The sequence below is a fragment of the Streptococcus sp. KHUD_016 genome (genome assembly GCF_051106465.1).
GTDB lineage: Bacteria > Bacillota > Bacilli > Lactobacillales > Streptococcaceae > Streptococcus.
Genome location: NZ_CP193663.1, coordinates 1,582,066 through 1,594,439, shown reverse-complemented (window position 1 = coordinate 1,594,439; position 12,374 = coordinate 1,582,066). Strand labels below are relative to the sequence as shown.

At 39.2% G+C, this 12,374-nt stretch carries 13 protein-coding genes and 1 pseudogene; 7 read left to right on the top strand and 7 right to left on the bottom strand.

Going from position 1 to position 12,374, the window contains the following annotated elements:
• The first annotated feature begins 120 nt into the window (after positions 1-120).
• Positions 121-1,257 carry a molecular chaperone DnaJ gene (gene dnaJ / locus ACORHV_RS07710; protein WP_001066312.1) on the top strand — a complete coding sequence of 379 codons (1,137 nt, stop codon included), beginning with the start codon at positions 121-123 and terminating at the stop codon, positions 1,255-1,257.
• Positions 1,258-1,333: 76 nt separating this feature from the next.
• Here the strand turns inward: dnaJ and ACORHV_RS07705 are convergent, their stop codons facing one another.
• The 3 genes from ACORHV_RS07705 to ACORHV_RS07695 are packed head-to-tail and all read right to left on the bottom strand — an operon-like array spanning position 1,334 to position 2,752.
• Positions 1,334-1,993, bottom strand: a complete 660-nt coding sequence (locus tag ACORHV_RS07705; protein ID WP_125384972.1) for a hypothetical protein — start codon at positions 1,991-1,993, stop codon at positions 1,334-1,336.
• A 60-nt stretch (positions 1,994-2,053) separates the two neighbouring features.
• Complete coding sequence (locus tag ACORHV_RS07700; RefSeq protein ID WP_125384973.1) at positions 2,054-2,332, bottom strand: hypothetical protein; 279 nt, start codon at positions 2,330-2,332, stop codon at positions 2,054-2,056.
• Positions 2,333-2,341: 9 nt separating this feature from the next.
• Positions 2,342-2,752 (bottom strand): HIT family protein, encoded by a 411-nt coding sequence (locus ACORHV_RS07695; protein ID WP_125384974.1) that lies wholly within the window; start codon positions 2,750-2,752, stop codon positions 2,342-2,344.
• 67 nt (positions 2,753-2,819) lie between these two features.
• Here ACORHV_RS07695 and ACORHV_RS07690 point away from each other — a divergent pair, with 67 nt between their 5' ends.
• Both ACORHV_RS07690 and ACORHV_RS07685 read left to right on the top strand, forming a co-directional pair.
• Positions 2,820-3,551 carry an ABC transporter ATP-binding protein gene (locus ACORHV_RS07690; protein ID WP_101800368.1) on the top strand — a complete coding sequence of 244 codons (732 nt, stop codon included), beginning with the start codon at positions 2,820-2,822 and terminating at the stop codon, positions 3,549-3,551.
• The gene (locus tag ACORHV_RS07685; RefSeq protein ID WP_101800369.1) at positions 3,548-4,597 is read left to right on the top strand and encodes an ABC transporter permease; all 1,050 of its coding nucleotides are present in this window, start codon (positions 3,548-3,550) and stop codon (positions 4,595-4,597) included. Before ACORHV_RS07690 ends, ACORHV_RS07685 begins: the two co-directional genes overlap by 4 nt.
• A 57-nt stretch (positions 4,598-4,654) precedes the next feature.
• On the opposite strand, the gene ACORHV_RS07680 is transcribed toward ACORHV_RS07685, so the two are convergent.
• Complete coding sequence (locus ACORHV_RS07680) at positions 4,655-4,984, bottom strand: helicase BlpT (protein WP_101800370.1); 330 nt, start codon at positions 4,982-4,984, stop codon at positions 4,655-4,657.
• A 278-nt stretch (positions 4,985-5,262) separates the two neighbouring features.
• Between ACORHV_RS07680 and ACORHV_RS07675 the strand changes: the two genes are divergently transcribed.
• The 3 genes from ACORHV_RS07675 to ACORHV_RS07665 are packed head-to-tail and all read left to right on the top strand — an operon-like array spanning position 5,263 to position 7,697.
• Entirely contained in the window at positions 5,263-5,601 is a 339-nt protein-coding gene (locus ACORHV_RS07675) for a LytTR family DNA-binding domain-containing protein (protein WP_101800371.1), read from the top strand.
• A 4-nt stretch (positions 5,602-5,605) separates the two neighbouring features.
• Positions 5,606-6,343: a response regulator transcription factor gene (locus ACORHV_RS07670; protein WP_247929974.1), complete on the top strand. Its 738-nt coding sequence runs from the start codon at positions 5,606-5,608 to the stop codon at positions 6,341-6,343.
• Positions 6,344-6,356: 13 nt separating this feature from the next.
• Positions 6,357-7,697 carry a sensor histidine kinase gene (locus tag ACORHV_RS07665; protein ID WP_434398010.1) on the top strand — a complete coding sequence of 447 codons (1,341 nt, stop codon included), beginning with the start codon at positions 6,357-6,359 and terminating at the stop codon, positions 7,695-7,697.
• Between the two features lie 42 nt (positions 7,698-7,739).
• Here ACORHV_RS07665 and blpC read toward each other — a convergent pair.
• From blpC to blpA, 3 genes and pseudogenes are all read right to left on the bottom strand, one after another.
• A pseudogene (gene blpC, locus ACORHV_RS07660) lies at positions 7,740-7,897 on the bottom strand (quorum-sensing system pheromone BlpC).
• A gap of 56 nt (positions 7,898-7,953) precedes the next feature.
• Positions 7,954-9,315, bottom strand: a complete 1,362-nt coding sequence (blpB, locus tag ACORHV_RS07655) for a peptide export ABC transport accessory protein BlpB (RefSeq protein ID WP_095726454.1) — start codon at positions 9,313-9,315, stop codon at positions 7,954-7,956.
• 10 nt (positions 9,316-9,325) lie between these two features.
• Positions 9,326-11,479 (bottom strand): peptide cleavage/export ABC transporter BlpA, encoded by a 2,154-nt coding sequence (blpA, locus tag ACORHV_RS07650; RefSeq protein WP_125384975.1) that lies wholly within the window; start codon positions 11,477-11,479, stop codon positions 9,326-9,328.
• A 281-nt stretch (positions 11,480-11,760) separates the two neighbouring features.
• Here blpA and ACORHV_RS07645 point away from each other — a divergent pair, with 281 nt between their 5' ends.
• The gene (locus ACORHV_RS07645; protein WP_247924443.1) at positions 11,761-11,991 is read left to right on the top strand and encodes a bacteriocin class II family protein; all 231 of its coding nucleotides are present in this window, start codon (positions 11,761-11,763) and stop codon (positions 11,989-11,991) included.
• The last annotated feature ends 383 nt before the right edge of the window (positions 11,992-12,374 follow it).

The window sequence follows — 12,374 nt, the reverse complement described above, 5'->3', positions numbered from 1 at the left end:
GGGTGTTCGTAATTGAACTCGAGCGGAAAGCTTGGAAATTAGATAAACCTCCTAAGAAATCAGGATTTCTTGTCGGTTTCCTAAATTTCAGTCGCTTTCTGTTCGCTCTTAGTATCTTGTATGAACAATACTGAATTTTATGATCGTCTGGGGGTGTCAAAAAACGCTTCGGCAGACGAGATCAAAAAGGCTTATCGTAAGCTTTCCAAAAAATATCACCCAGATATCAACAAGGAGCCTGGCGCTGAGGAAAAATACAAGGAAGTTCAAGAAGCTTATGAGACTTTGAGTGACGACCAAAAACGTGCGGCCTACGACCAGTATGGTGCTGCAGGTGCCAACGGTGGCTTTGGTGGTGCTGGTGGTTTCGGTGGCTTTGACGGAGCAGGTGGCTTCGGTGGTTTTGAAGATATCTTCTCAAGTTTTTTCGGGGGAGGCGGAGCTTCACGCAATCCAAACGCTCCTCGTCAAGGAGATGACCTCCAGTATCGTGTGAACTTGACCTTTGAAGAAGCTATCTTCGGAACAGAAAAGGAAGTTAAGTACAACCGTGAAGCCAGCTGTCGTACATGTAATGGATCTGGTGCTAAGCCAGGGACAAGTCCAGTCACTTGTGGACGCTGTCATGGTGCTGGTGTTATTAACGTTGATACGCAGACTCCTCTTGGTATGATGCGCCGTCAAGTAACCTGTGATGTCTGTCATGGTCGCGGAAAAGAAATTAAAGATCCATGTACAACTTGTCATGGAACAGGTCATGAAAAACAAGCTCATAGCGTACATGTAAAAATCCCTGCTGGTGTGGAAACAGGCCAACAAATCCGCCTCGCTGGTCAAGGTGAAGCAGGCTTTAACGGTGGACCTTATGGTGACTTGTATGTAGTAGTTTCTGTAGAAGCCAGCGACAAGTTTGAACGTGAAGGAACAACTATTTTCTACAAGTTAAATCTTAATATTGTCCAAGCTGCTCTTGGAGATACTGTTGAAATTCCAACCGTGCATGGAGATGTTGAATTGGTTATCCCAGAAGGAACACAGACTGGCAAGAAATTCCGTCTACGTGGCAAGGGAGCACCGAGCCTTCGTGGCGGTGCCGTTGGTGACCAATACGTTACTGTTAATGTCGTGACTCCGACAGGTTTGAACGACCGCCAAAAAGCTGCGCTTAAAGAATTCGCAGCTGCAGGGGACTTGAAAGTCAATCCAAAGAAAAAAGGCTTCTTTGACCATATAAAAGATGCCTTTGAAGGAGAATAAAGTAAAAAGAGCCGAGTGGCTCTTTTTTGTTACCATTAAAAATTTAGTGTCGAAAAATCATTTTCCAGTTAGTCTACTATTTATACTTTTGAGTGAGCAAGCCAGCTGCATCCATCTCCTGAATGAGTTGCTTAAGTTCCGCTTCTTTACCAGGTTTCACAGTGACAGTATCGATATGTTTGATCGCCGAATTATCCTGAATATCCACTAAGGTCAAAGCTTTTTCATAGAATGCAATTCCCTTTTTAAGACTTTCCTGATCTTTCCAATTTAGAATTGTGTAAGAAGATTTTGATTTCTTTCCTTTTTCTTGGAAATACTTCTCGCCCTCCTCCTCCAAAAATTGTATTAAACCGTGATTGAACAAGTTGTCTCCTACCTTATAGTATGAAATATCCCCTGCCTGTAGGACATAGACTTCCAGTCGGTTTTTGGTGAGTTTTGGACTTTCTTTTAGGACGGGGTGACTATTGATGACCTCGTCTGAGAAAGTAACATAAAAATCTAGGCCTCCACCCTCGTATTGATAGTGTCCATCCGATTCGACTTTCTCGGGAGGGAGGTCAAGGGAGATAAAGATTTGTTTTAAGGCTTCATTCCCCTCACGGATGTCACTCGGTGACGCCTTGAAAAGATTGGCCACTAGTAGAAATGCCAAGGCTACAAGAAGGCAGAGGCAGCCGCAAGGGATCGCGATGACCTTCGCTAGAACTTTTACAAACTGTTTCATTTTCATTCCTCTTCTTTGTTTGGACTTGACAACCTAAAATGGATTTAAGGAAAGTTGGAGGCTTTCTTATACTTGTTTTTCTTCTTGGAGGATCGCCATTCTGGTTTGGAAATCTTTTTCTAAAACTTTGAATTTGTAGGTTAAATCTTTTTGGTATTCCTTGATAAGGGCTTTTTGTTGGTCGATGATTTGTAGGCTGTTTTGGATGATATCCAAATCATCCTTGATAGCTTGGACGCGGTCAGTTGTATCTAGCACTTCATCCTGAATGGCTTGGCGATTTTTTACGACAAAATAACTTCCAGCAGCAGCTCCTGCGAATAGCAGTAGATTTGATAGTTTCATGGCATCTCCTTAAGCGTTTTTAATGGTTTCAGCGACTTGGGCAAGTTTGTCAAAGTCAGGTTCGTGGGCGATAAAGTCAATCTTGAGGTCATCTTCTGCACCGTAGCGAGGTACGAGGTGTACATGGGTATGAAAGACCGTTTGACCAGCGATTTCCTCGCAGTTGGCAATGATATTCATGCCAACAGCCTTGGTAGCCTTCATGACTTTTTGAGCCACTGTTGGTACTTGGGCAAAGAGTTGGCTGGCGCTGGTAGCGTCCATCTCTAAAAGATTGCGATAGTGCTCTTTGGGTACAATGAGGGTGTGCCCAGGCGTTACTTGAGAGATATCAAGAAAGGCAAGAACCTGCTCATCTTCGTATACTTTTGAAGCAGGAATTTCCCCTGCGATGATCTTACAAAAAATGCAATCTGACATAAAATCCACCTCTACTGTATTGAATTTTGATATAATATAGCTACATTATACCAGATTCGGAGAAAATATGTTAGAAATTAAAAACCTGACAGGAGGCTATGTTCACGTCCCTGTCTTGAAAGATGTGTCCTTTACCGTTGAAAGTGGGCAGTTGGTCGGTTTGATTGGGCTCAACGGTGCTGGGAAATCAACGACAATCAATGAGATTATTGGTCTGTTGACACCTTACAGTGGGGAAATCAAGATTAACGGTCTCACCCTGCGAGAAGATGCGACCAACTATCGCAAGCAGATTGGCTATATCCCAGAAACGCCTAGTCTGTATGAGGAATTGACCCTCAGAGAGCATATCGAGACGGTTGCCATGGCCTATGGTATTGAGCAAAAAGTGGCTTTTGAGCGAGTAGAATCTTTGTTAAAAATGTTTCGTTTGGATCAAAAATTAGACTGGTTCCCAGTGCATTTTTCCAAAGGGATGAAGCAGAAGGTCATGATTATCTGTGCCTTTGTCGTAGATCCGAGTCTTTTCATCGTTGATGAGCCTTTCCTTGGGCTCGATCCTTTGGCCATTTCTGACTTGATCCAGCTTTTGGAAGTGGAAAAGCAAAAAGGCAAGTCCATTCTCATGAGTACCCACGTGCTAGACTCAGCGGAAAAGATGTGTGATGCCTTTGTCATTCTCCACAAGGGGGAGGTGCGGGCTCAGGGGAACCTCCAGCAACTGCGGGATGCTTTTGCCATGCCTGAAGCGAGTTTGAATGATATTTACTTGGCTCTGACCAAAGAGGAGGAGCTATGAAAGACTTGTTTTTAAAGAGAAAGCAGGCTTTTCGTAAGGAGTGTCTTGGTTATCTGCGTTATGTTCTAAATGACCATTTTGTCTTGTTCCTGCTAGTTCTCATCGGTTTTCTAGCTTACCAGTACAGTCAACTCCTGCAAGATTTTCCTGAAAATCATTGGCCTATCCTCTTGTTTTTGGGGATTGTCTCTGCCTTGCTTTTAGCTTGGGGAGGAATCGCGACCTACATGGAAGGACCGGATAAACTCTTTCTCTTAGTCAGTGAAGAGGAGGTCAAGTTGTACCTCAAAGGGCAGACGTCGCGTTCATTGGTTTTCTGGACAATTGTTCAAACCCTCTTTTTACTCTTGTTTGCACCCTTGTTTTTAGCCATGGGCTATGGCTTGCCAGTCTTTCTTGTCTATGTGCTTTTATTAGGAGCTGGGAAATACCTCCTCTTTCGGCACAAAGCTAGTAAATTTTTCACTGAAACTGGACTGGACTGGGACTATGTCATTGCCCAAGAAAGCAAGCGCAAGCAAGTCTTGCTTCGTTTCTTTGCTCTCTTTACTCAGGTCAAGGGCGTTTCAAACAGTGTCAAGCGTCGCGCTTATCTGGATTTCATCCTAAAGACTGTTCAAAAGGTGCCAGGGAAGATCTGGCAAAACCTCTATCTTCGCTCTTATCTGCGAAATGGAGACCTCTTTGCCCTCAGTCTCCGCCTCTTACTCCTATCCTTGTTAGCTGTGATTTTTATCGAACAGTCTTGGATTGCGACAGCAGTAGTTGTCCTGTTTAATTACCTTATGCTCTTCCAGTTGTTGGCTCTCTATCGTGCTTTTGACTACCAGTACTTGACCCAGCTTTTTCCTTTAGAAAAGGGTGAAAAAGAGAAAGGACTACAGGAAGTTATCCGAGGATTGACATGTTTTGTTTTATTAGTTCAACTGATAGTTGGTTTGATTACCCTCCAAGAAAAACTAGCCCTTCTAGCCCTGCTTGGAGCTGGACTGGTTTTACAAGTCTTGTATTTGCCTTATCAGGTAAAACGTCAGATGCAGGATTAATCTTACTTATAGGACACTAAAAAAGAAGTTGAGTTCTGTCTCAGCTTCTTTTATTTTCTACAAGATAATAGTTGGTCCGTAGAGACTTAGTTTGGTTTTGACTTGGTCAAAGTGGAAACGGTCATAGGCCCGCCAAGCGGCGCGAGTGGGAGCATCTGGATTGAGAGCGCTGAGACCCAGGAGAAGACTGGAAGTCTGGTAAAATTTTTCCAGCTCAATCAAGAATCGATTATCCACTGTTTCAGCCTTCGCTAGAAAGTCAAGGATATTGTCCAGCTGCTCCTGAAAGCGGATATCGTCAGCTGTTGCCTGTTTGCAGACTTGGTAGGCTTTGTTTAAGTCAGTAATCAAAGTCTGAGCTATTTTGATTGGGTCTGTATCTGTCATGAGAATGCCTCCTTTGTGCTGGTTTTAAAGTTGTTTCAAGTGATTGTCTTTCTATAATCATAGTCTATCACTTTTAACTCTTTTTCTACTTTCAAATCTTTAATTATCATTGAAATTTCCTGAATGGTTATTGCAGGATTTTATGATAAAATAATTGTAAGATTATCATAGTTATTTTTTAGATACTTCGACACTTTAGGAATTTTTGAGAACCGTTTAGGATTTGGTGAAAAATAGTTTCTAGATTTATGCTATCCTCTTTTTAGGAGGTTTTATCCATGAACTACATTATCATCCAAAAAGAGAAAGAAATTTTCAAATTAAACATAGAGGATATCTACTATATCCAAACGCATCCAAACAAAGCCCATACCGTACAGATTGTTACAGAAAACGCTAGCTTTGATCTATTTCAAAATTTAAGCAATCTTGAGAAACAATATGGGGAAACCTTGACGAGATGTCATCGAAATTGTCTGGTTAACCTTGAACGGCTAAAATCCATGGATATCCAATCAAAGACTCTTTTTCTTGGAGAAGAAGGTCGATATGCTGTTCAGTGTGCCAGACGTCGCTATAGAGACATTCGCCAAAAATGGTTGAAAGAAGGAGAGTAAGAAGATGAGAATATTTGTTTTAGAAGATGATTTTTCCCAACAAGCTAGGATTGAAACGGTGATTGAGAAACTCTTGAAGGAACATCATATCACTCCGAGTTCTTTTGAAGTTTTTGGCAAGCCAGACCAACTGCTAGCAGAGGTGCATGAGAAGGGAGCACATCAGCTTTTCTTTTTGGACATTGAGATTCGAAATGAGGAGATGAAAGGCCTAGAAGTGGCAAGAAAGATTCGGGATCGAGATCCTTATGCCCTGATTGTCTTTGTGACGACTCACTCGGAGTTTATGCCCCTGTCCTTTCGCTACCAGGTATCAGCTTTGGACTACATTGATAAGGCCTTGTCGGCAGAGGAGTTTGAGTCTCGTATCGAGACAGCTCTTCTCTATGCCGATAGTCAAGACAGCAAAATCCTGGCGGAAGATTGCTTTTACTTTAAATCAAAATTTGCTCAATTCCAGTATCCTTTTAAAGAGGTTTACTATCTCGAAACGTCCCCAAGACCCCATCGTGTTATTCTCTATACCAAGACGGATAGGCTGGAATTTACGGCGAGTCTAGAGGAGGTTCTCAAGCAGGAGCCTCGTCTCTTGCAGTGTCATCGTTCTTTTCTCATCAATCCAGCCAATGTAGTGCATTTGGATAAGAAAGAAAAACTGCTTTTCTTTGCCAATGGTGGAAGTTGTCTAATCGCGCGTTATAAGGTTAGGGAAGTGTCTGAGGCTATCAATAATTTGCATTGAGCTAGGAGAATTTATGAATATTACTTGGATATTATTGTATACACTTATTACTAATGGGCTAGAAATTGTCATTTTCTTTAAGGTAGATGGAATTGGTCTCACTTTCGAGAGGATTTTTAAGGCCTTTCTTCTGAAATTTCTCCTAGGGGCCATTTTTGCGACTTTTAAATTTTTAGCTGTGAGTGAATATTTGTCATATTTTATAGAACCTTTGTTTGGCATAGGGTTATCTTTCTTATTGTTAAGAGGGCTTCCTAAAAAACTTCTTTTCTTTTATGGTCTCTTTCCAATGATATTGGTGAATCTCTTTTATAGAGGAGTCTCCTATTTTGTGCTTCCATTTTTGGGACAAGGGCAAGTATATGATGGCTACTCACTTACTGGGTTATGTATAATAATTTTCAATTTCTTCATTTCTCTAGTCTTTTTGAAATGGTTGGACTATGATTTTACTAGTTTGAGAAGGGAGATTCTAGATAAAGGTTTTCAAAAGTCCCTGACTAAAATTAACTGGATAATGGGAACCTACTATCTAGTTATGGAAACTCTGTCTTTCTTTGAATATGAACAAAGCATTCAATCAAAGACTGTTCGCCATCTGATCCTAGTGTTTTACATGCTCTTTTTTATGGGGGTTATCAAGAAGCTGGATACCTATTTGAAGGAAAAACTTCAGGAGAAACTTAACCAAGAGCAGGCCCTGCGCTATAGAGATATGGAACGCTATAGTCGGCATATAGAGGAGCTTTATAAGGAAGTTCGGAGCTTTCGTCATGATTATGCCAACCTCTTGACCAGCTTAAGCCTAGGCATTGAAGAGGAGGATATGGAGCAGATAAAAGAGATCTACGACTCCGTCTTGAAGGATTCTAGTGAAAAATTGCAGGACAACAAATATGACCTGGGCCGATTGGTGAATATTCGGGACCGTGCCCTCAAAAGTCTCCTCGCAGGAAAATTTATAAAAGCCAGAGAAAAGGATATTGTCTTTAATGTCGAGGTTCCTGAGGAGATTCAAGTTGAGGGGATGAACCTACTTGATTTTCTAACCATTGTGTCTATCCTTTGTGACAATGCTATTGAAGCTAGTGCAGAGGCTAGTCAACCTTATGTCTCAATCGCCTTTTTAAAAAGTGGAGCGAAGGAAAACTTTATCATTGAAAACTCCATCAAAGAAGAGGGCATAGATGTTTCTGAAATCTTCTCTTTTGGAGTTAGTTCTAAAGGGGAGGAGAGAGGAGTTGGTCTTTATACCGTTATGAAGATAGTGGAAAGTTATCCCAATGCTAGTCTCAATACTATCTGTCAAAATCAAGTCTTTCGTCAGATACTTACTATGATGCATACAGAATGATGAAAATAAGACCGAGAGTTCTTGTATCTCGATCTTATTTTTTTATAGTTGTATTGGCTGATGAGAAGTCCTTGTGTGATGTTATGAGAATATCTATTAACGCTATATAAGAAATTTTCCCACCATCCTCCACCTGTAATCTGGTTGAGTTCAGTAGTTGTTAGTTCTTGAAATGAAGTTAGGTTTTGATTCTTATCCATGTTACGATTCTCCTGTTTTATAAGATAATAAATAGTTATAGAGTGTTATCTGAAAATTAATCAGAATGTGTTAAAATTTTATCTTTGAAATAATCAAAATATGTTTTCTTTGCAGTTACACTAGTGACGCGACCTTGTAAGCCGTATTGGATGAGTTTACTGTCCTCATTAGATAGTTTTGCAAGAGCGGTTAGTTTAAAGAGATTTCCTTGTTCTGTTCTGGTAGGAGTTTGATCAATGCTCTGAAGTTGGCCAATGATGGTAATACCGTGATTTCCAATCTTCTCAAGTTTTAATCTTACAGTTTGTCCTTTATCTAGTAAGGGGAGATAGTCAGATGATACGTAGTAAGTGATTAGTACTTCTCTTGTATCTGTGATGACAGGGAATATTTGAGCAATTTCTGTACCAGTCGGAATTCTATTTTTACCTTCAAATTCGCTGTTCAGATGAATGATACCTTTACTTGGAGCGGTTAAGGTATTATTTTCTAAGCGCTGTGTCGCTTGATCTAGTTGTACTTTTAATTCTGTTAATTGATTTTCCACGGTTAGTTGTTGCTGAGAAGCAGTCTGTAAAAATTGAGTGCGGAGTACTTCAATTTTGGTTTCTAAACTATTATCATAAGTTGCTACACTTCCGATACCAGCTTGCTGAATTTTGAGGCTTGCGATAGATGATTCAAGATTTGCAATACTTTGATTGATTTGAGATAAAAATGGCTCCTCTGCAGTTCCCTGTGTTTGTCCTTGTGAGGCTACAAGATAACGATTCAAAATTGACTGGTGTGGATTGCCAGTCGGTAAGCGTGCTCTTTTGTTTATGATAGCATCTCTCAGCTCTTCATATTCTCCAATTTGTTGTTGAATTTTTGTAATTTCTTGTTCGATAGCTGATGAACTGCTATTAGCAAGATTGGCTTGATTTGAAACTTCAGTGTTAGTCTTTGAGATACCCAGCTCAATATCATGAGCTTGTTTAGTAAAATTCATAAAGGTATTATAGTAGCCAAACTCATCCTCACCAGAAAAAAGATCGGTATTTTTTTCTAAGCTTTGTTTCAAAATTCCAAGTCCTTCTTTTTGCTTCTCAAGTCTTTGTAACTGAGTTTCTAAGGCAGTTTTCTGACTTTCTTCCATTGTTTCAGAGTATTTGATGAGTAAGTCACCTTTTTCAACTACTTGATTTGCCACTAAATGATTAGCTAAGATAGTATTATCACTGGTTGACTGAATGGATGCAATGACACTTGTAGGAGTGACTTCTCCTTGCGATGTAACAGTAATCTCTTTTGTAGCAACAAGGGAGAAAATCACGATGAAAGTAAACAGTAATGAAAGTGGTATGATCAATACTGTCGCATAATTATGGTAACGTCTCTGATAAAACTCGACGCTTCTAAAAAGATTAGGATTCATAACATTCTCCTTATTTGTTGAATAGATGATGGTAGAAGCCTTGCGCCTGTATTAACTCTTGATGACTACCAACTTCAATGATTTTCCCTTGGTCAAGAACAATGACACGGTTAGTCCGTTCGGCTATACTTAGACGATGGGCTACAAAGAGAATGGTTTTATCAGTTAGGGACATAAGATTATCTATAACCTTTTTCTCAGTCAAAACATCGAGAGCACTAGTAGCTTCATCTAGTATTAAAACAGGAGATTTAGTTAAAAGAGCACGAGCGAGGGCGATTCGTTGCTTCTGTCCTCCTGACAGACCTGCTCCATCAGAAAGTTGAGTTTGATAGCCCATAGGCATTCTTTCAATATCTTGACGGATTTCAGCTAATTCGCAAGCTTTTAGAATATCTTCTTGGCTAATCATATTATTACCACCCAAGGTTAAGTTTTCCAAGATAGAGCCATTAAAGATATAGGCTTGTTGGGGCAGGTAATTAATATGACGGCGCAAGACTTTTTTATCAATATTTTTAATATCCTGATGATTGATGGAAATATGTCCTTTGTAAGGTTCAAAGAAATTGACAATCATTTTGGCTAAAGTTGTTTTACCAGAACCACTAACTCCAACCAGGCTGACCTTATCTCCTTGTTTAATCGTTAGATTAATATCCGTTAAGGTATCTCGCCCAAAACCATACTTATAAGAAAGGTCATCAAATTCAATATCGCCCATCAAAAAATGTGAATGAACAGAGTTTTCTTGAACTTGAAATTCAGATTCGACTAAATAGACCTCGTTCAAGCGGTTATTAGCAACCTTCGCAGATTGGAGTTTGGTTTGGAGGTTGATAATATTTTCCATAGGAGTTGTAAAGTAAGAAAGAAGTGTATTAAAGGTAATCAGCTGACCGATAGAAATTTTACTCGACATGACTAATTGAGCACCAAACCATAGGATAAAGATATTAAGAACTAACTTTGTTCCTTGCTTTAAATTAGTTTGTAAAATAGAATATTTAGTAAGTTTAAAGGATTTTTCCAAATAATCTACAAATTCGCTGTCTATATTTTGATAGCGATTTTCTTCACTCGTGAGCGACTTTATAGTTTCAATCCCGTTGATATCTTCGATAATAGCAGAGCTAACCATAGAATTACTTTGCATGACATCATGGTTCATTTTTTCGAAAGGCTTCATAAAAGAAAAGATGATGAACATGTATATAGGAATGGAAATAAGAGAAAGAAGGAAGAGATTAGGGTTTTGTGCCAGTAAGACGCCCCCTACAAGAATCAGAATAGAAACATCCAGAAAAAGAGAAAGAATGGTAGAAGCCAAGGCATCTATAATAGAGTTAGCATCTGTGAACCGTGAAATGATTTCTCCTGTACGACGTGTCGCAAAGAAAGACATAGGAAGTTCAAAAATATGGCGAATATAGGATAAAATCACATCAATACTTAATCTCTGACTCAGAACAGTTAGGAGATAATCTCTGGAGAAGCTCATGGCTTGTTGGAGGATATAGGTGATAATTAGACCAATTGAGATAATTCCTAAAGTTGATTTCATCTGATTTGGGATGTATTCATCTAAGATTCCTTGGAGATAATAAGAACCACCGATATTGATAATAGTGACTAATAAGCTTGAGAGAACAATGTAAGCAATGAGAGATTTTTGTTTGAAAATCAGAGGTAGGAAGCTCAGTAGACCATTCTTTTTATCTTTATGGGGTTGATAGCTGGGTTTGGGAGCTAGAAAAATAGCTACTCCAGTCCATTCAGAGAAAAAGCGTTCTTTTGACATTTTGGTGATTTTTACAGAAGGATCAGGATCACCAATAATCAGATAGTCTTTCTTTGTTTGATAGACAACATAGTAATGTTGGAGTTTTCCTTCTTTGTTAACGTGAACAATAAATGGATAGGGGACATCACTCATGTCAAAGAGAGTTTTATCTGCTTGAACAGGTCTTGTTTCAAAACCCATTTCATTTGCGGCTTTTACAATGCCAAGAGCAGTCGTTCCTTCTTTATTGGTCTTTGCAAGTTCTCTCAAGTGAGCTAGAGAAAAATCTGAACCATAGAATTTGGCAATCGAGGCTAAGGCAGCGACACCACAGTCTCTAGCATCTATTTGAGGAACAAATGTACGTTTATAAGAAGTCATTGGCAATTCCTTTCATATAATATGATGAGTTTATTATGCCATAATAATAAGTTCATATTTTATGAAATCTTGAATTGTCATTGAAACTTCCTGAATGGTAAAAAATGATTAGAAATTATCTTTTTTTTAAAAATTTAGAGGTGGTTTCAAATGAAAAGCTAATTCAAGACGTTTCGATGACAATTCAAGATTTGGACGAAAAACTTTAACAAACAATGATATACTAAACTTGTCAAAGTTGCAACAGGACAAAGATTAGAAATAAAATGGAGGTATTCATCATGGATACAAAAATGATGGAACAATTTGAGATTATGGATACTGATATGCTTGCTTGCGTTGAAGGTGGCGGTTGGATAAAATGTGGACTAGGTGTAGTTGGAGGTGCATTGACTGGAGGAGTTGATGGTGGTGCTGTGGGAACTGTAACGCTACCTTTCTTTGGTACTGTATCTGGGGCTGCTGCTGGTTTTTGGGGTGGAGCGGCAACTGGAGCTGCTACATTCTGTTAGAAATCACTCTTCATTGATAAGATGAACTTACTTGAAATGGAGTAAATAATTATGGATAAGAAAAAAATAGTTTCAACTATAGTATTTATAGTATTTCTTATAGTGTCAGTGGCTAATTTTTTTAGAGACTTAACCCAATTATTGTTCATTTTAAATATTATTGGTCTGTCTTGTTTTTTAGTGTTAACATACGTTAACATAAAAGAGATGCTCTCAAATAGAAGTAAATGATGATTTGGTTAGTCCTAGAACCAATCAACTCATGTTCATCGGCTTGACAAGCTTTATGTCTATTATTTGTTTGTATAGGGGTATCACAGCAGGAGAATTCTATCAACAATTAATTGCCTACATTGGTGCTATTCTCTGCTTGCTTATCATGC